This is a genomic window from Vibrio diabolicus, from assembly GCF_011801455.1.
GTDB classification, from domain to species: domain Bacteria; phylum Pseudomonadota; class Gammaproteobacteria; order Enterobacterales; family Vibrionaceae; genus Vibrio; species Vibrio diabolicus.
Genome location: NZ_CP042451.1, coordinates 515,780 through 534,132, shown reverse-complemented (window position 1 = coordinate 534,132; position 18,353 = coordinate 515,780). Strand labels below are relative to the sequence as shown.

Sequence of the window (18,353 nt, the reverse complement as noted above, 5' to 3'; positions counted from 1 at the left end):
TTAGACCATGTTAACGCCCCCAGCACTCAGCTTGTATGTACACATCCCTTGGTGTGTACAAAAGTGCCCGTATTGCGACTTTAACTCTCACGCGCTCAAAACCGAGATTCCAGAAGAAGAGTACATCAGTGCCCTTTTAGAAGATTTGGATACCGACATTGAGAAATACCGACTTAACGAAGCGCCACGTCCACTGCATTCAATCTTCATTGGTGGTGGTACGCCGAGTTTGATTTCGGCAGAAGGCATCGAGCATCTACTTAAGGGCATTGAAGCGCGTATTCCGTTTAAGCCAGAAATTGAGATCACCATGGAAGCTAACCCAGGCACCATCGAAGCAGAGCGTTTTGTTGGCTACCGCAAAGCTGGTGTAACGCGTATCTCTATCGGCGTGCAAAGCTTTGAGCAACAGAAGCTTGAGCGCTTGGGGCGCATTCACGGCCAAGACGAAGCCGTCAATGCTGCTAAATTAGCGCACCAAATCGGTTTGAACAGCTTTAACCTCGATCTCATGCACGGCTTACCTGATCAAAGCATCGAACAAGCCTTGGCAGATTTGGACAAAGCGATTGAGTTGGCACCGCCGCATCTTTCTTGGTATCAGCTGACCATCGAGCCAAACACCATGTTTTACTACAAGCCACCAACGCTACCTGATGATGATGATTTGTGGGATATTTTCGAGCTCGGACACCAAAAACTTGCAGCCGCGGGTTATGTGCAATATGAAATTTCGGGTTACAGCAAGCCGGGCTATCAGTGTCAGCACAACCTCAACTACTGGCGCTTTGGTGATTACCTTGGTATCGGTTGTGGCTCTCATGGCAAACTCAGTTTTACCGACGGACGTATTATTCGAACGACAAAGGTAAAACACCCGCGAGGCTATTTAGCGGCTTATCAAAATATGGTCAAACCTTATCTGCATACGGAACATGTCGTCGCGGATGAAGATCGTCCATTCGAGTTCTTTATGAACCGATTCCGCTTAATGGAAGCATGCCCGAAGCAAGATTACGTGGACACCACAGGCTTGCCGCTCAGTACGATTCAAGAAACTATTGATTGGGCGTTAGAAATGGGCTACTTGAGTGAAACCGCCACTCATTGGCAAATTACTGAAAAAGGGAAGCTCTTCCTTAATGACTTGCTCGAAGCCTTTATGGCCGAAGAAAGCGAAGAGTAACGCAGCCCAAAAACAAAAAAGCCTCTCAATTGAGAGGCTTTTTATATAGAACATTCAACATTAGAAAATCGAACGGCCAATTCGCTCCGATAGCAATTCAAGCGCCTTAGTACCAGCAAGGGAGTTACCTGAAGGGTCAAGCTCTGGAGACCATACTGCAATGGTCATTTCGCCAGGTACTACCGCGATAATGCCACCACCGACACCAGACTTACCAGGCATGCCAACACGATAAGCAAATTCGCCCGCGCCATCATACAGGCCACACGTTGCTAACAGTGCATTAAGTTGTTTGGTTTGCACGGGAGAAACAACGGGCTTACCCGTTTGTACCGATGTGCCCTTATTTGCCAAATAGCTAAACGTTTTAGCCAAGTCGACACAGCTCATCTTCAGTGCACAAGCGTGGAAGTAGTTTTGCAGCACTGGAATTACTTCATTTTCGAAGTTACCAAACGAGCGCATGAGATAAGCAATCGCCGCATTACGATCACCATGCATCATTTCGGATGCCGCGACGACTTTGTCATACACAATATGAGTATCACCAGAAAGCTGACGTACAAATTCCAATAGGCGCTGACGAGGTGCAGATAAGCGAGTTTGCAACAGATCCGCCACAACTATCGCTCCAGCATTAATAAAAGGATTGCGAGGAATACCTTGCTCCATTTCTAGCTGGATTAGCGAATTAAATGCCTGCCCCGAAGGCTCTTTTCCCACTCGAGACCAAATTTCTTCTTGCTTGTACAAGCACATCGCTAACGTCAAGCTCAATGCTTTTGAAATAGATTGGATAGAGAAAGGTTCATCGGCATCGCCCGCCTTAATAACCTCACCTTCGTTGGTGTATACCGCAATACCTAACTTGTTGCTGGGTACTTTTGCCAGAGCAGGAATGTAATCAGCCACTTTGCCTTGGCCGATTAAAGGGCGCACTTCCGCCAAAATATCTGTCAAAATTTCCACTGTCGGTTTCATTCTCTACCTTCTATTTACAAGAGAACTCGTTGAGCTCAGAGGTAAAAAAAGCCAACGTGTCGTTGGCTTTTCCATAGGGTTCGTTCGACTCAAGTCGATTATGGTTTTACTGCCACAATAATATTGCGGTTGATAGATTGATCAACACGGTGAAGATAACCGATGTAAGGCTCTTCTGAAAGTACCTTCCAACCTTGCTCTTCAAATAATGCCGCGACGTCTTTCCATTTCAACGTAAATTCATTAAAAGACAACACCACTGAACCTTGTTTTTTCAATACCACTTTCCATGCAGGCAGAGCCTCGTTTAAAAGCTCTAGTGGGCTGCGGTTCAGTTTGCTGTCCTTGGCATTTTTGCTGCCGTGCTGCACGCCGTAAGGCAAGTCAGACACCATCACATCAACTGAGTTCTTTTTCACGACTTGATCAGCGATACGTGTATCAGCCGAATACAGCTTCATAAACTGAAGGTTGCCTTGGTTGTAATCTTCTTTATTTGCTGCAGCTTCAACCACGAAACCATCCGCCACTTTCTTGCCACCCGCTGTGCGCTTTTCTTTGCTCACTTTGTGCTTAAAGCGGCCATTCTTCATGAACTTAACGATAAAGGTCTGGATCTCTTGCACCCACTTGGCATTGATCTCTACCCCTACCACGTTCAAACCGTGGATCAAGCCTTCAAATAAGGTTGTACCTTTACCACACATTGGATCCATTAAGGTCAGCTGCTCACTTCCCGTATTGGACGCACTAATGCCGATATTCACCATCAAGCGAGTAAACTGCTCGTTTGTTTTCCCGGTATAACGCAGAATCTGACTCATGCTTTCCGGGAAAGTATTGAACGCTGGCGCTTGAATTGGTCGAAGTAAACCATCTTCGCGCACTTCAAATAGTGCATAGTAAATCGAAGAGGCTGCGATTCTTCGCGTCTGCTCATCGCTTAGAGCTTCCTGACAAGAAAACACCAACGCTGCAGGTAAGCCAACCTCTTTACTACCAATTTCTGTCACATCCACGCCTTGTGAAGCTAAAATTGCTTTTAGCTCTGAACAGGCAATGGTCATTGCGCTATCAAAGTAAATTCGGTTATGACCCGGATTCGCTAATATCGCGTAATGGTACATCCCATGAACTCCTCTAGTTACGCGATACGCTTATATTTGATATCCCACACACCGTGACCAAGACGGTGACCACGAGCTTCAAACTTCGTTAAAGGACGGTCGTCTGGACGAGGAACGAAATCACCATCTTTAGCAATGTTTTCGAAGCCTGGCGCTTGGTTCATCACTTCAATCATGTGCTCTGCGTAGTTTTCCCAGTCTGTCGCCATGTGGAAAATACCTTCATTAGGGATCAGCTTCTCACGAACCATTTCAGCAAAACCTAATTGAACGATGCGACGCTTGTGGTGACGTTTCTTGTGCCAAGGGTCTGGGAAGAACAACTGCAGTGTCGATAGGCTGCCGTTTGGAATCATATGCTCAAACACTTCCACTGCGTCATGGCACATCACACGCAGGTTAGTAACTCCCGCCTCACGCGCATCCGCAAGACAAGCACCAACACCCGGGCTGTGTACTTCGATACCAATGAAGTTCTTCTCTGGTGCATTCTTTGCCATTTCAACCAATGAAGCACCCATACCAAAACCGATCTCTAGTACAACGGGGTTGTCGTTACCAAACACTTCTTTCCAATCGAGAAGTTCAGCTTTGAAGTCAATACCCATCGTTGGCCAGCATTCATTCATCGCGCTCTCTTGACCTTTAGTCAAACGCCCTTCACGGCGCACAAAGCTGCGGATTTTGCGGATCAGCTTTCCGTCTTCGTTGTATTCGTTAGTGGTTACTTCACTCATTGATTTTGCCTGCACATTGATTAATCAAAGCGGGGATTATCCAAAGAATTTACTGAGGTGCAAGTATTTGTTGAGCTCTTGGCCTATGGCAGCCCAAAAGCAATAGCACACCTCTTTATATCCCTACTGTTTATCCGTTGTACTTCTTGCCCATTATGTGGTGCAATTTTGCACCTAACCAATAATAGAATACAGAGCAAGTCGTGACACCTTTCGCCAATGCCATCCTAGAATGGTATGACGCATATGGAAGAAAAGATCTTCCGTGGCAACAAAATAAGACCGCATACAGTGTCTGGTTGTCTGAAATCATGCTTCAGCAAACTCAGGTCACTACGGTTATTCCGTATTACCAACGTTTCTTAGAGCGTTTTCCAACCGTGCTCGATCTTGCCAATGCTGAGCAAGATGAAGTCCTGCACCTTTGGACTGGCTTAGGGTATTACGCCCGAGCCCGTAACCTTCACAAAGCAGCACAAGAGGTCGCCTCTACATACAATGGTGAGTTTCCTCTTGATATAGAGAAAATGAACGCCTTACCGGGGATTGGCCGCTCTACCGCAGCCGCCGTTTTATCGTCTGTGTATAAACAACCACATGCGATTCTTGATGGCAACGTGAAGCGCACCCTATCCCGCTGTTTCGCAGTCGAAGGATGGCCAGGACAAAAAAAGGTTGAAAACCAGCTGTGGGAAATTGCCGAAACGCATACCCCACAAACGGACGTAGATAAGTATAACCAGGCAATGATGGACATGGGCGCAATGGTCTGCACACGCAGCAAACCCAAATGTAGCCTCTGCCCTGTTGCGGATCTGTGTGTGGCAAAACAACAAGGCAATGTGCTCGATTACCCGGGTAAAAAACCGAAAAAAGACAAGCCAATCAAGCAAACTCGTTTTGTAATGCTTCACCACAACACCGAAAATGGTCATGAAGTGTGGTTAGAACAAAGACCACAAACAGGCATTTGGGGTGGCTTATTTTGCTTCCCACAAACCGAACATGTGGATGTAGAAAGCGACATTGAATTGCTACTGGATCAACGTGGCATTCAAGCCAGCAATATCAAGCAGCAGCAAACACTGATTACCTTTCGCCATACCTTTAGCCATTACCACCTCGATATCACGCCAATTTTGATTGATTTATCAAAGCAACCGGACGTGATAATGGAAGGCAACAAAGGTCTTTGGTATAACTTATCTAAACCTGAAGAAGTCGGTTTAGCCGCGCCAGTAAAACTATTGCTGGAAGCGCTACCCCACGAACTTCGTTAATTGAATACAAGGAGTCATTATGAGCCGCACTGTATTTTGTGCTCGACTAAAAAAAGAAGGCGAAGGTCTAGACTTTCAACTTTACCCTGGTGAACTAGGTAAACGCATTTTCGACAACATCTCGAAAGAAGCGTGGGCTCAGTGGCAACACAAACAAACCATGTTGATCAACGAAAAGAAACTCAACATGATGGATCCAGAGCACCGAAAACTGATCGAAACAGAAATGGTAAACTTCCTCTTTGAAGGAAAAGACGTTCATATCGAAGGTTACACACCGCCGAGCGAATAAAGTCGCTTGAGTTAAAACAATGACATCACAACCACTTGTGGTGTCATTTTTCTATTACCTTCAATAGCCCTGATACTTATGAAAAAAATTGTCTTTATTGCTGCCGCACTTTTAATGGCTGGCTGTAGCCGTGAATTCGTCGAAAAGATTTATGACGTCAACTACGAGCCCACAAACCGTTTTGCCAATAACTTAGCTGAGCTACCTGGACAATTTGAAAAAGATACCGCCGCGTTGGATGCCCTGATCAATAGTTTCTCTGGTAATATTCAAAAGCGCTGGGGTAAAAAAGAAATTAAGTACGCAGGCAAAAGTAATTACGTCAAATATATCGATAACTACCTTAGCCGTGCCGAAGTCGACTTTCGCAAAGGCGTGATCACGATTGAAACCGTATCACCGACCGAGCCCCAAAAGCACCTCAAAGAGGCGATTGTCACTACCTTACTCACGCCAGACGATCCAGCTCACGTCGACTTGTTCTCCTCAAAAGGAATCACGTTAGAAGGGCAACCATTTCTGTACAAACAAGTTGTTGACCAAGACAATAAGCCAATTCAGTGGTCTTGGCGGGCAAACCGATTTGCGGAGTATCTCATCGCAAACAAAATCAAAACCAAAGACGTTGATTTCAAGAAAGCGTATTACGTCGAAATCCCCATGGTTGAAGACCATTTTTCAACACGCAGCTACCAATACGCCGACATCGTGCGCCGAGCTTCCAAGAAATACGATATTCCAGAAGATTTGATATACGCCATAATTAAAACCGAGAGCAGCTTCAACCCGTACGCGGTAAGTTGGGCAAATGCGTATGGCTTAATGCAAGTTGTACCTAAAACCGCCGGTCGAGACGTATTCAAGCTCGTGAAAAAGCGCTCAGGCCAACCAAGCCCGGAATATTTGTTTAATCCAGAAAACAACATCGATACCGGTACTGCGTATTTCTACATCTTAAAAAATCGTTATTTAAGAGAAGTCCATCACCCAACCTCTCTCGAGTACAGTATGATTTCCGCTTACAATGGTGGTACTGGAGGTGTTTTAAACACATTCCATCGCAGCGATCGCAAACGCGCAATGCAAGATCTTAATTCGTTGCAACCCAACCAAGTTTATTGGGCACTAACTAAGAAACATCCGAACGCAGAAGCACGTCGTTACCTAGAAAAAGTTACAAATTTCAAAAAGGAATTTAACTCAAAGCAAACTTTGTAGTGACAGTTGAATAAAAAGCGTTCGAACAAGCACTTTTTTGAAATTATTTAAAAAAAGTGGTTGACGCAAAGCGGGAAAATCCGTTTAATAGCGCTCCGTCGCCCGGATAGCTCAGTCGGTAGAGCAGAGGATTGAAAATCCTCGTGTCGGTGGTTCGATTCCGCCTCCGGGCACCACAATTTGATTTGTTGGTGTCTTAACGAAATGTTATAACACGGACAAAAGCACAAAGAATAAAGCGTGCCGACTTAGCTCAGTAGGTAGAGCAACTGACTTGTAATCAGTAGGTCACCAGTTCGATTCCGGTAGTCGGCACCATTCTTTTGCCTCGATAGCTCAGTCGGTAGAGCAGAGGATTGAAAATCCTCGTGTCGGTGGTTCGATTCCGCCTCGAGGCACCATATTTGGTGCGCTTGCTTAATTTAAACCATTGGCAAGACACAAAACAGAATAGTTCCTCCTTAGCTCAGTTGGTAGAGCGACGGACTGTTAATCCGCAGGTCACTGGTTCGAGTCCAGTAGGAGGAGCCAAATTCAAGAATTTCATAAAAATGAGATTCTTAAAACGAAGAGTTCATCTCTTCTAAAAAGAATAAAGTGTGCCGACTTAGCTCAGTAGGTAGAGCAACTGACTTGTAATCAGTAGGTCACCAGTTCGATTCCGGTAGTCGGCACCATTCTTTTGCCTCGATAGCTCAGTCGGTAGAGCAGAGGATTGAAAATCCTCGTGTCGGTGGTTCGATTCCGCCTCGAGGCACCATTATTTGGTGTCATTGCTAAACACGATACACGAATAATTCCTCCTTAGCTCAGTTGGTAGAGCGACGGACTGTTAATCCGCAGGTCACTGGTTCGAGTCCAGTAGGAGGAGCCATTTTTAAAAAGCCGCATCTTTTGATGCGGCTTTTTGGCATCTGCCCTACGCTCATTTCATTTTCTCTGTTTCTCTGTTTCTAGCATCGCAAAATATTAAGCCCAATCTCTAAAAAATACTTATTTTACGCTAAAAATTTAATCCTCATCATAATTTCAATACGCATTAGTATGCGCGAATATTCATCTTCACTAAGATGCCCGAGTTATTACATTTCTTCTTTTAGCTATGCCTTGCATAGTGATGACACTTTATTTGTGAGCCAAATATGAAACTAAAAACTCAAGCCTATTTATTATCTGCGATCATATTGCTAGCACTCCTAGCACTGACCGCAACGGGCTTATGGACACTTCGCGTCGCAAGTAACCTTGATAACAAAGCTCGGGTTACTGAGCTATTCAAAAGTGCGTACAGCATTCTTACCGAAGTAGAAAAAATGGCTATCGAAGGCAAAATGCCAGAGGACGAAGCGAAATCATTAGCCACTCGCCTACTCCGTAATAATATCTACAAAGACAACGAATACGTTTATGTCGCAGATGAGAACATGATTTTTGTTGCAGCTCCGCTTGACCCTCAATTACATGGCACAAGCTTTCACGACTTTCGTGATGGAGATGGCAACAGCGTCGGCCAACTTATCTTAGATGTTTTGGGGCGCAAAACCGGTCAAATCATCGAATATACTTGGAGTCAAAAGCAGGCCGACGGAAGCATTGAAGAAAAACACTCTATTGCCGAGAAAACACCACATTGGGGCTGGGTTGTAGGTACAGGGATCGGCTTTAATGAGGTGAATGCTCGCTTCTGGGCTACCGCTCAATGGCAGCTTGTACTGTGTTTAGTTATCGCGGGGAGTATTCTCGGTGGCCTGATAATCTCGATTCGCAAGATGCTCAATCTACTTGGTGGAGAGCCAAACGATGTGCGCAAAGCCGTTCAAGCTGTCGCACAAGGCGACATTCAGACCAGTTTTGATGCAGTGGCGCCGAGAGGAAGTATCTATCGTGCGGTGCAAGATATGAGTCAATCGCTAGCCAGCATGGTGACAAACCTTGAGAAATCCATGCACGCACTGCGCGCTGAGTTATCTGCCGTAGAATCTCGCTCAAATACGATTGCCGATCTCACCGTATCTCAGCAGCAGTCAACAGCAATGATTGCCACTGCGATGACTGAAATGGCATCTTCAGCCAACCATGTTGCCAACTCGGCAAGTGATACAGCAAACAACACAGACGAAGCCGATAAACAAAGTCAGCATACTCAGAAGCTGATTCACAGTACTGTTGAAAACATTCAAGGTTTGGCTTCTCAATTAAATACTGCAAGTAAAGCGGTCGCCGATCTAGATCAGGATGTAAATAGTATAGTGAAAGTGCTCGATGTAATTGGCGATATTGCAGAGCAAACAAACTTACTCGCACTCAATGCTGCCATTGAAGCAGCACGTGCCGGAGAGCAAGGTCGAGGCTTTGCCGTTGTTGCCGACGAGGTGCGTAACCTGGCAGGCCGAACACAAGATAGCACTAAAGAGATTCAGCATATGATCTCCAACCTGCAAGAAGGTTCCCGTAACGCTATTCACACAATGGAAGTGTGTGCAGAAACCAGTGAGGGCACAGTAACAGAGTCTAAGAATGCCTCTGAAGCTCTGCAGCAAATTGTAACGGCGTTAGAATCTATCACCGCAATGAGTCAGCAGATCGCGACTGCAGCAGCCGAACAAACTCAGGTTAGCGATGATATTGCGCTTCGCGTCAATCTTATCGAGGAAAGCGGAAGCCAGCTCAACTCCGTGGTAACGGAGAGCCAATCAAGCACTCAAAGTTTAGCTTCGCTGGCAGATGAGCTAGAAGGTTGGGTAAACAAGTTCTCTGTAAAGCACTAGGTTAAAGTCAATTGTTTAGTATAAAGCACGTTTTCAAGCGTGCTTTTTTTGTTTTTATCCATTTACTCTACTTTCAAACTCCTATCTCTCCATTAAAGAAAGCTTAGTTAATGGTGTATTTGTATCAAAAATGCATAAAAACAGCCCACTCCGAGCACATTTTCATCAAACGATATTTTATTTTAATTTTATGGTTGACCTAAGAGCCGAAAAACCGTTTAATACACCTCGTCGCCCGGATAGCTCAGTCGGTAGAGCAGAGGATTGAAAATCCTCGTGTCGGTGGTTCGATTCCGCCTCCGGGCACCACAATTTATTAATTGTTGGTGCTTAGCACGAACAATAGTTAAAGAATATAGTGTGCCGACTTAGCTCAGTAGGTAGAGCAACTGACTTGTAATCAGTAGGTCACCAGTTCGATTCCGGTAGTCGGCACCATTTATTCTTTTAAAAAGACAATTCCTCCTTAGCTCAGTTGGTAGAGCGACGGACTGTTAATCCGCAGGTCACTGGTTCGAGTCCAGTAGGAGGAGCCATTTTTCAGTTAGTAAGTCGATTACTTATTAACGAAAATGTGCCGACTTAGCTCAGTAGGTAGAGCAACTGACTTGTAATCAGTAGGTCACCAGTTCGATTCCGGTAGTCGGCACCACTTATTAAAATTTGTTCCTCCTTAGCTCAGTTGGTAGAGCGACGGACTGTTAATCCGCAGGTCACTGGTTCGAGTCCAGTAGGAGGAGCCATATTAGAAAAAGCCGTATCTCTTGATACGGCTTTTTTGCATTGGTTTAAAGTCAAACTCTTTTCTACTCATGTCACTCAGGAAAGAAAATCAGAGTTTAGATCATTACCTTGAAGGCATCTCTTAACTTAGAGTGGAATATCTGCTCACCAACAACTCTGCTTTCTATCGATAGTCCCTCCATAAGCAATGTTCACCAATAAATAATAATCATAGTGGGTGGCACACATCTCCCAGATCAAAAAAGCCAGGTAAAACCCAGCTTTTTGCTTAAATCAACCAACTCAGCTTAAACCACCGAGACAAATATACTTTGTCTCCAAATATTCATCGAGCCCTTGTTTCGCACCTTCTCGGCCAACTCCTGACTCTTTCACTCCACCAAACGGGGCCACCTCAGTAGAAATAATCCCCTCATTGACACCAACCATGCCGTATTCCAGACCTTCGCTGAAAGCAACAATACGCTTGAAGTTATTCGTGTAGAAGTAACAAGCCAAACCATACTCTGTGTCATTCGCCATTCCTAGAACTTGCTCATCATTCTCAAAAGTAATAATAGGTAATACAGGCCCGAATAGCTCTTGCTGAACAATCGACATATGTTGCTTGACGCTATCCAAAAGAACGGGCTCCATAAAGCGCCCAGGGCGTCTCTGCGGAGAGTTGGCAATAGAAGCCCCTTCTTGTACAGCTTGATCGATCACCGCCTCTAGGCGATGTTTAGAAGCCATCGTAATAACAGGGCCTAATGTGACACCTTTCTCTAAACCATTACCAAGCTGTAATTTGTTTAACTTCGACAATACTTTTTCAATAAAAACTTGTTTTACACCTTCATGAACATACAGCCGATTGGTACAAACACATGTTTGCCCTGCATTACGGAACTTCGAAGCGACAAGCCCTTCCGCAGCCGCATCTAAATCTGCATCTTCAAAAACAATAAAAGGTGCATTACCACCTAACTCCATCGAAACCGCTTTGACAGAGTCACTGGCTTGTTTCATCAAAATCTTCCCGACTCGCGTAGAGCCCGTAAAAGAAACTTTCTTAATCCTAGGATCAGTACTTAGTACTTGGCCAAACTCAGCTGCCTGCTCTGATACCACCACAGGAAGCAGTTCTTTTGGGATTCCTGCCTGATAAGCTAATTCAACAACAGCAATTGCAGTAAGAGGAGTAAGCTCAGAGGGTTTAATCAGCATACCACAACCTGCCGCCAGGGCTGGTGCTGCTTTTCTTGTAATCATCGCAATAGGGAAGTTCCACGGCGTAATTGCAGCGCATACCCCTACAGGCTGGCGAATAGCAGACAGACGTCGATCTGTCGTGGGGGCTGGTATAACTTCGCCATAAGCACGTTTGGCTTCTTCTGAAAACCACTCGACAAAAGAGGCGCCATACATCACCTCCCCTTTACTCTCGGTTAATGGTTTTCCCTGCTCTAAGGTAATAATTGTGGAAATGTCTTCTGCATTATCAAGGAGTAATTGATACCACTTTTTCAAGCGACGAGAGCGCTCTTTAGCACTTAACTTTGCCCAGCGAATTTGCTCGGTTTTACACTTACCAATAATGTCATCTAATTCCTCAAGAGCACTGGGCTTTAGTCGAACTAACTCTTGCTCAGTTGCAGGGTTGATGACCACAATTCCCTCTTCGGAAGACCATTGTTTAAATACGGATTTCAAGGTTTCATTTTTTATTTGTTGCATCATCAAACTTACTCCTACGAGAACTCCTCTTAGGTTAATCTTTACTAGCAAGATCAGCAAAGAAAACAAAGTTTTCTAAAAGACATGAATGTTCGAATGACTTTATTCTCTTAACAGTCTAGACGCTCATTCTCTTCCAATGACTAAATCAGACTAGCGGTAACAAACTCCAGCAATCCATTCTCCTAGGGACTATCCAGAACACTAGAACGATGAATATTTGCGAAGTAGCAGTAGAAAACTCTTATTAGAGAGGAGCGTTAACGAAATACGCAGTGACAAGAATGCAGAATACGAGCTAGCTTATGCGAATTCTCTGGTCTAATGACCGGCATAACCCATCAGTCCCCAGCATTTACTATAGGCTCGAATCTGTAGAGAAATGGGCAAGATTACATTCAACTAGAATTGTGCAACTTGGTTACAGAGAAAGCTGGTCCTACAGATACCAAAAATCTTAGTCTTTCAAGTGAAGCTTAATATAAGTGGCAGCGGTTCCGGACTACTAATAGGCCTTTCCGCAGGACTCATTCGATTGAAGGGAAAAATATACTCGCATTAACGAAAAAGCCCCAGTCTTTCGACTGAGGCTTAATATAAGTGGCGGAGTGGACGGGACTCGAACCCGCGACCCCCGGCGTGACAGGCCGGTATTCTAACCAACTGAACTACCACTCCGCAGTGGTATCACTCGCTTGTAATCAGCAAGTGTCCAAAATTTAAAGCCTGGCGATGTCCTACTCTCACATGGGGAAGCCCCACACTACCATCGGCGCTATTTCGTTTCACTTCTGAGTTCGGCATGGAAATCAGGTGGGTCCAAAACGCTATGGTCACCAAGCAAATTCTTTACGTTTTGTTTTAGGCTTTAATTTAAAGTCTAAAACAAACAATAAATGGTGCTGATACCCAGAATCGAACTGGGGACCTCATCCTTACCAAGGATGCGCTCTACCGACTGAGCCATATCAGCACATTATTTGTGTCCGTAAGGACTAAAAAAGCCCGCTTTTACAAACGGGCTCTCTTAACTTTTGTCTTCACCTTTTAAAAAAGGAGAACACTAAATTTAAAGCCTGGCGATGTCCTACTCTCACATGGGGAAACCCCACACTACCATCGGCGCTATTTCGTTTCACTTCTGAGTTCGGCATGGAAATCAGGTGGGTCCAAAACGCTATGGTCGCCAAGCAAATTCTTTAATCTGGAAAGCTGTTTCTTAATTCTCGTTACTACACATTCAATGTTCTTTCATTGAGTCCATCAAAACCCCTTGGGTGTTGTATGGTTAAGCCTCACGGGCAATTAGTACAGGTTAGCTCAACGCCTCACAACGCTTACACACCCTGCCTATCAACGTCGTAGTCTACGACAACCCTTTAGGATACTTAAAGTATCAGGGAGAACTCATCTCAAGGCTCGCTTCCCGCTTAGATGCTTTCAGCGGTTATCGATCCCGAACTTAGCTACCGGGCAATGCGTCTGGCGACACAACCCGAACACCAGAGGTTCGTCCACTCCGGTCCTCTCGTACTAGGAGCAGCCCCTTTCAATTCTCCAACGCCCACGGCAGATAGGGACCGAACTGTCTCACGACGTTCTAAACCCAGCTCGCGTACCACTTTAAATGGCGAACAGCCATACCCTTGGGACCGACTTCAGCCCCAGGATGTGATGAGCCGACATCGAGGTGCCAAACACCGCCGTCGATATGAACTCTTGGGCGGTATCAGCCTGTTATCCCCGGAGTACCTTTTATCCGTTGAGCGATGGCCCTTCCATTCAGAACCACCGGATCACTATGACCTGCTTTCGCACCTGCTCGAATTGTCATTCTCGCAGTCAAGCGGGCTTATGCCATTGCACTAACCTCACGATGTCCAACCGTGATTAGCCCACCTTCGTGCTCCTCCGTTACGCTTTGGGAGGAGACCGCCCCAGTCAAACTACCCACCAGGCACTGTCCGCAACCCCGATAAGGGGTCGACGTTAGAACATCAACACTACAAGGGTGGTATTTCAAGGACGGCTCCACGCAATCTAGCGACTGCGCTTCAAAGCCTCCCACCTATCCTACACATGTAGGGTCAATGTTCAGTGCCAAGCTGTAGTAAAGGTTCACGGGGTCTTTCCGTCTAGCCGCGGGTACACTGCATCTTCACAGCGATTTCAATTTCACTGAGTCTCGGGTGGAGACAGCGTGGCCATCATTACGCCATTCGTGCAGGTCGGAACTTACCCGACAAGGAATTTCGCTACCTTAGGACCGTTATAGTTACGGCCGCCGTTTACCGGGGCTTCGATCAAGAGCTTCGACCGAAGTCTAACCCCATCAATTAACCTTCCGGCACCGGGCAGGCGTCACACCGTATACGTCATCTTGCGATTTTGCACAGTGCTGTGTTTTTAATAAACAGTTGCAGCCACCTGGTATCTGCGACTCTCAATAGCTCCATCCGCGAGGGACTTCACCGTCGAGAGCGTACCTTCTCCCGAAGTTACGGTACCATTTTGCCTAGTTCCTTCACCCGAGTTCTCTCAAGCGCCTTGGTATTCTCTACCCGACCACCTGTGTCGGTTTGGGGTACGATTCCTTACAATCTGAAGCTTAGAGGCTTTTCCTGGAAGCATGGCATCAATGACTTCACATCCGTAGATGCTCGACGTCGTGTCTCAGCCTTAAAGAGAGCCGGATTTACCTAACTCTCAAGCCTACGCACTTGAACCTGGACAACCGTCGCCAGGCCCACCTAGCCTTCTCCGTCCCCCCATCGCAATTGTAAGAAGTACGGGAATATTAACCCGTTTCCCATCGACTACGCCTTTCGGCCTCGCCTTAGGGGTCGACTTACCCTGCCCCGATTAACGTTGGACAGGAACCCTTGGTCTTCCGGCGAGGAGGTTTTTCACCCCCTTTATCGTTACTCATGTCAGCATTCGCACTTCTGATACGTCCAGCATGCGTTACCACACACCTTCAACCGCTTACAGAACGCTCCCCTACCCAATGCACTAAAGTGCATTGCCGCAGCTTCGGTTTACTACTTAGCCCCGTTACATCTTCCGCGCAGGCCGACTCGACCAGTGAGCTATTACGCTTTCTTTAAATGATGGCTGCTTCTAAGCCAACATCCTGGCTGTCTGAGCCTTCCCACATCGTTTCCCACTTAGTAGTAATTTGGGACCTTAGCTGGCGGTCTGGGTTGTTTCCCTCTCCACGACGGACGTTAGCACCCGCCGTGTGTCTCCCGGATAGTACTTACTGGTATTCGGAGTTTGCAAAGGGTTGGTAAGTCGGGATGACCCCCTAGCCTTAACAGTGCTCTACCCCCAGTAGTATTCGTCCGAGGCGCTACCTAAATAGCTTTCGGGGAGAACCAGCTATCTCCAGGTTTGATTGGCCTTTCACCCCTAGCCACAAGTCATCCGCTAATTTTTCAACATTAGTCGGTTCGGTCCTCCAGTTGATGTTACTCAACCTTCAACCTGCCCATGGCTAGATCACCTGGTTTCGGGTCTATATCCAGAGACTGAACGCCCAGTTAAGACTCGGTTTCCCTACGGCTCCCCTAGATGGTTAACCTTGCCACTGAATATAAGTCGCTGACCCATTATACAAAAGGTACGCAGTCACAGGACAAAGCCTGCTCCTACTGCTTGTACGTACACGGTTTCAGGTTCTATTTCACTCCCCTCACAGGGGTTCTTTTCGCCTTTCCCTCACGGTACTGGTTCACTATCGGTCAGTCAGTAGTATTTAGCCTTGGAGGATGGTCCCCCCATATTCAGACAGGATATCACGTGTCCCGCCCTACTCGATTTCACTGAATATGCGTCGTCAGTTACGGGGCTATCACCCTGTATCGCCAAGCTTTCCAGCTTGTTCACCTAACGCCTATAAAGCTTAAGGGCTAGTCCAATTTCGCTCGCCGCTACTTTCGGAATCTCGGTTGATTTCTTTTCCTCGGGGTACTTAGATGTTTCAGTTCCCCCGGTTCGCCTCGCTGCGCTATGTATTCACGCAGCGATACTTACTTATGTAAGTGGGTTTCCCCATTCGGAAATCCCAGACTCAAGTGGTTTTTACTACCTAATCTGGGCTTATCGCAAGTTAATACGTCCTTCATCGCCTCTGACTGCCAAGGCATCCACCGTGTACGCTTAGTCACTTAACCATACAACCCGAAGGAGTTTCGAATTGATGTTAAACAACCAAAGTTGTCTCTCATTATTTGAATGAGCGAGAGACATTCGATTTTGCCGGACTCAAATTCCAAGAACACTTGAATGTGTTTTTAGTTGTATTCCATAAAGAATACTTTGAGAACTTTACAAACAACAATAAATTGTTGTTTTGTCAGCTTTCCAAATTGTTAAAGAGCTAGATTTTCTGATGAAAACCATTTTTAAAGATTCTTTTTCAAGAACACTTAAAGATGGTGGAGCTATGCGGGATCGAACCGCAGACCTCCTGCGTGCAAGGCAGGCGCTCTCCCAGCTGAGCTATAGCCCCATCAAGGTGTGTCGATACTGTATGCCAATTCCTTGGGAAGGAAATTGGTGGGTCTGAGTGGACTCGAACCACCGACCTCTCGCTTATCAGGCGAACGCTCTAACCACCTGAGCTACAGACCCAGTATCGTCTCTTTACTTTATAAACCGTATCAATCTGTGTGAACACTCATCGCAATAATCATCGTATAAGGAGGTGATCCAGCGCCAGGTTCCCCTAGCGCTACCTTGTTACGACTTCACCCCAGTCATGAACCACAAAGTGGTAAGCGTCCCCCCGAAGGTTAAACTACCTACTTCTTTTGCAGCCCACTCCCATGGTGTGACGGGCGGTGTGTACAAGGCCCGGGAACGTATTCACCGTGGCATTCTGATCCACGATTACTAGCGATTCCGACTTCATGGAGTCGAGTTGCAGACTCCAATCCGGACTACGACGCACTTTTTGGGATTCGCTCACTTTCGCAAGTTGGCCGCCCTCTGTATGCGCCATTGTAGCACGTGTGTAGCCCTACTCGTAAGGGCCATGATGACTTGACGTCGTCCCCACCTTCCTCCGGTTTATCACCGGCAGTCTCCCTGGAGTTCCCGACATTACTCGCTGGCAAACAAGGATAAGGGTTGCGCTCGTTGCGGGACTTAACCCAACATTTCACAACACGAGCTGACGACAGCCATGCAGCACCTGTCTCAGAGTTCCCGAAGGCACCAATCCATCTCTGGAAAGTTCTCTGGATGTCAAGAGTAGGTAAGGTTCTTCGCGTTGCATCGAATTAAACCACATGCTCCACCGCTTGTGCGGGCCCCCGTCAATTCATTTGAGTTTTAATCTTGCGACCGTACTCCCCAGGCGGTCTACTTAACGCGTTAGCTCCGAAAGCCACGGCTCAAGGCCACAACCTCCAAGTAGACATCGTTTACGGCGTGGACTACCAGGGTATCTAATCCTGTTTGCTCCCCACGCTTTCGCATCTGAGTGTCAGTATCTGTCCAGGGGGCCGCCTTCGCCACCGGTATTCCTTCAGATCTCTACGCATTTCACCGCTACACCTGAAATTCTACCCCCCTCTACAGTACTCTAGTCTGCCAGTTTCAAATGCTATTCCGAGGTTGAGCCCCGGGCTTTCACATCTGACTTAACAAACCACCTGCATGCGCTTTACGCCCAGTAATTCCGATTAACGCTCGCACCCTCCGTATTACCGCGGCTGCTGGCACGGAGTTAGCCGGTGCTTCTTCTGCAGCTAACGTCAAATGAATACGCTATTAACGCATCCACCTTCCTCACTGCTGAAAGTACTTTACAACCCGAAGGCCTTCTTCATACACGCGGCATGGCTGCATCAGGCTTGCGCCCATTGTGCAATATTCCCCACTGCTGCCTCCCGTAGGAGTCTGGACCGTGTCTCAGTTCCAGTGTGGCTGATCATCCTCTCAGACCAGCTAGGGATCGTCGCCTTGGTGAGCCCTTACCTCACCAACTAGCTAATCCCACCTAGGCATATCCTGACGCGAGAGGCCCGAAGGTCCCCCTCTTTGGCCCGTAGGCATCATGCGGTATTAGCCATCGTTTCCAATGGTTATCCCCCACATCAGGGCAATTTCCTAGGCATTACTCACCCGTCCGCCGCTCGACGCCGTTATCGTTCCCCGAAGGTTCAGATAACTCGTTTCCGCTCGACTTGCATGTGTTAGGCCTGCCGCCAGCGTTCAATCTGAGCCATGATCAAACTCTTCAATTTAAGATTTTGTTCGGCTCAATGAATACTGAACATTACATAAAGTAATGTTT

9 protein-coding genes, 16 tRNA genes and 4 rRNA genes are annotated in these 18,353 nt (G+C 46.6%); 17 read left to right on the top strand and 12 right to left on the bottom strand.

Features of this window, described 5'->3' with window-relative positions:
* Nucleotides 1-7: 7 nt before the first annotated feature.
* Nucleotides 8-1,186, top strand: coding sequence for a radical SAM family heme chaperone HemW (gene hemW / locus FR741_RS02605; RefSeq protein WP_167426231.1), 1,179 nt, complete (start codon nucleotides 8-10; stop codon nucleotides 1,184-1,186).
* A 60-nt stretch (nucleotides 1,187-1,246) separates the two neighbouring features.
* On the opposite strand, the gene glsB is transcribed toward hemW, so the two are convergent.
* The 3 genes from glsB to trmB form a co-directional block, all read right to left on the bottom strand.
* Nucleotides 1,247-2,167 carry a glutaminase B gene (gene glsB, locus FR741_RS02600; protein ID WP_005393987.1) on the bottom strand — a complete coding sequence of 307 codons (921 nt, stop codon included), beginning with the start codon at nucleotides 2,165-2,167 and terminating at the stop codon, nucleotides 1,247-1,249.
* Nucleotides 2,168-2,265: 98 nt separating this feature from the next.
* Nucleotides 2,266-3,294, bottom strand: coding sequence for a TRM11 family SAM-dependent methyltransferase (locus FR741_RS02595; RefSeq protein WP_104974790.1), 1,029 nt, complete (start codon nucleotides 3,292-3,294; stop codon nucleotides 2,266-2,268).
* A 17-nt stretch (nucleotides 3,295-3,311) separates the two neighbouring features.
* A complete protein-coding gene (gene trmB, locus FR741_RS02590; protein ID WP_006743099.1) occupies nucleotides 3,312-4,031 on the bottom strand; it encodes a tRNA (guanosine(46)-N7)-methyltransferase TrmB in 720 nt (239 codons plus the stop codon).
* 203 nt (nucleotides 4,032-4,234) lie between these two features.
* On the opposite strand from trmB, the gene mutY reads away from it, so the two are divergent.
* The 16 genes from mutY (at nucleotide 4,235) to FR741_RS02510 (ending at nucleotide 10,332) form a co-directional block, all read left to right on the top strand.
* Entirely contained in the window at nucleotides 4,235-5,311 is a 1,077-nt protein-coding gene (mutY, locus tag FR741_RS02585) for an A/G-specific adenine glycosylase (RefSeq protein WP_114323654.1), read from the top strand.
* Between the two features lie 19 nt (nucleotides 5,312-5,330).
* The gene (locus tag FR741_RS02580) at nucleotides 5,331-5,603 is read left to right on the top strand and encodes an oxidative damage protection protein (RefSeq protein WP_005381002.1); all 273 of its coding nucleotides are present in this window, start codon (nucleotides 5,331-5,333) and stop codon (nucleotides 5,601-5,603) included.
* A gap of 78 nt (nucleotides 5,604-5,681) precedes the next feature.
* Nucleotides 5,682-6,821 (top strand): membrane-bound lytic murein transglycosylase MltC, encoded by a 1,140-nt coding sequence (gene mltC / locus FR741_RS02575; RefSeq protein ID WP_005393998.1) that lies wholly within the window; start codon nucleotides 5,682-5,684, stop codon nucleotides 6,819-6,821.
* A 100-nt stretch (nucleotides 6,822-6,921) separates the two neighbouring features.
* Nucleotides 6,922-6,997: transfer RNA gene (locus FR741_RS02570), tRNA-Phe, on the top strand.
* A gap of 66 nt (nucleotides 6,998-7,063) precedes the next feature.
* A tRNA-Thr gene (locus FR741_RS02565) sits at nucleotides 7,064-7,139 on the top strand.
* Nucleotides 7,140-7,146: 7 nt separating this feature from the next.
* Nucleotides 7,147-7,222, top strand: a tRNA-Phe gene (locus FR741_RS02560).
* Nucleotides 7,223-7,276: 54 nt separating this feature from the next.
* Nucleotides 7,277-7,352, top strand: a tRNA-Asn gene (locus FR741_RS02555).
* 70 nt (nucleotides 7,353-7,422) lie between these two features.
* Nucleotides 7,423-7,498: transfer RNA gene (locus FR741_RS02550), tRNA-Thr, on the top strand.
* 7 nt (nucleotides 7,499-7,505) lie between these two features.
* A tRNA-Phe gene (locus tag FR741_RS02545) sits at nucleotides 7,506-7,581 on the top strand.
* A 38-nt stretch (nucleotides 7,582-7,619) separates the two neighbouring features.
* Nucleotides 7,620-7,695: transfer RNA gene (locus FR741_RS02540), tRNA-Asn, on the top strand.
* Nucleotides 7,696-7,963: 268 nt separating this feature from the next.
* The gene (locus tag FR741_RS02535) at nucleotides 7,964-9,589 is read left to right on the top strand and encodes a methyl-accepting chemotaxis protein (RefSeq protein WP_047008839.1); all 1,626 of its coding nucleotides are present in this window, start codon (nucleotides 7,964-7,966) and stop codon (nucleotides 9,587-9,589) included.
* Nucleotides 9,590-9,822: 233 nt separating this feature from the next.
* Nucleotides 9,823-9,898 (top strand) — tRNA-Phe (locus FR741_RS02530).
* Nucleotides 9,899-9,951: 53 nt separating this feature from the next.
* Nucleotides 9,952-10,027: transfer RNA gene (locus tag FR741_RS02525), tRNA-Thr, on the top strand.
* Nucleotides 10,028-10,049: 22 nt separating this feature from the next.
* Nucleotides 10,050-10,125 (top strand) — tRNA-Asn (locus FR741_RS02520).
* 40 nt (nucleotides 10,126-10,165) lie between these two features.
* Nucleotides 10,166-10,241: transfer RNA gene (locus FR741_RS02515), tRNA-Thr, on the top strand.
* Between the two features lie 15 nt (nucleotides 10,242-10,256).
* Nucleotides 10,257-10,332, top strand: a tRNA-Asn gene (locus FR741_RS02510).
* 283 nt (nucleotides 10,333-10,615) lie between these two features.
* Here FR741_RS02510 and FR741_RS02505 read toward each other — a convergent pair.
* The 9 genes from FR741_RS02505 to FR741_RS02465 form a co-directional block, all read right to left on the bottom strand.
* Complete coding sequence (locus FR741_RS02505) at nucleotides 10,616-12,052, bottom strand: NAD-dependent succinate-semialdehyde dehydrogenase (protein WP_174856087.1); 1,437 nt, start codon at nucleotides 12,050-12,052, stop codon at nucleotides 10,616-10,618.
* A 598-nt stretch (nucleotides 12,053-12,650) separates the two neighbouring features.
* Nucleotides 12,651-12,727 (bottom strand) — tRNA-Asp (locus FR741_RS02500).
* 46 nt (nucleotides 12,728-12,773) lie between these two features.
* Nucleotides 12,774-12,890 (bottom strand): 5S ribosomal RNA (gene rrf, locus FR741_RS02495).
* Nucleotides 12,891-12,946: 56 nt separating this feature from the next.
* A tRNA-Thr gene (locus FR741_RS02490) sits at nucleotides 12,947-13,022 on the bottom strand.
* A 101-nt stretch (nucleotides 13,023-13,123) separates the two neighbouring features.
* A 5S ribosomal RNA gene (rrf, locus tag FR741_RS02485) occupies nucleotides 13,124-13,240 on the bottom strand.
* A gap of 93 nt (nucleotides 13,241-13,333) precedes the next feature.
* Nucleotides 13,334-16,224: ribosomal RNA gene (locus FR741_RS02480) — 23S ribosomal RNA — on the bottom strand.
* Between the two features lie 262 nt (nucleotides 16,225-16,486).
* A tRNA-Ala gene (locus FR741_RS02475) sits at nucleotides 16,487-16,562 on the bottom strand.
* 45 nt (nucleotides 16,563-16,607) lie between these two features.
* Nucleotides 16,608-16,684, bottom strand: a tRNA-Ile gene (locus FR741_RS02470).
* A 66-nt stretch (nucleotides 16,685-16,750) separates the two neighbouring features.
* Nucleotides 16,751-18,303 (bottom strand): 16S ribosomal RNA (locus FR741_RS02465).
* The 16S, 23S and 5S rRNA genes sit together here with 4 tRNA genes alongside, the layout of an rRNA operon.
* Nucleotides 18,304-18,353: the final 50 nt, after the last annotated feature.

Coding starts and splice junctions, on each gene's coding strand:
- FR741_RS02595 (WP_104974790.1), bottom strand. CDS start 3,294: ATGTACCATTACGCGATATTAGCGAATCCGGGTCATAACCGAATTTAC.
- FR741_RS02535 (WP_047008839.1), top strand. CDS start 7,964: ATGAAACTAAAAACTCAAGCCTATTTATTATCTGCGATCATATTGCTA.
- glsB (WP_005393987.1), bottom strand. CDS start 2,167: ATGAAACCGACAGTGGAAATTTTGACAGATATTTTGGCGGAAGTGCGC.
- trmB (WP_006743099.1), bottom strand. CDS start 4,031: ATGAGTGAAGTAACCACTAACGAATACAACGAAGACGGAAAGCTGATC.
- hemW (WP_167426231.1), top strand. CDS start 8: ATGTTAACGCCCCCAGCACTCAGCTTGTATGTACACATCCCTTGGTGT.
- FR741_RS02505 (WP_174856087.1), bottom strand. CDS start 12,052: ATGATGCAACAAATAAAAAATGAAACCTTGAAATCCGTATTTAAACAA.
- FR741_RS02580 (WP_005381002.1), top strand. CDS start 5,331: ATGAGCCGCACTGTATTTTGTGCTCGACTAAAAAAAGAAGGCGAAGGT.
- mltC (WP_005393998.1), top strand. CDS start 5,682: ATGAAAAAAATTGTCTTTATTGCTGCCGCACTTTTAATGGCTGGCTGT.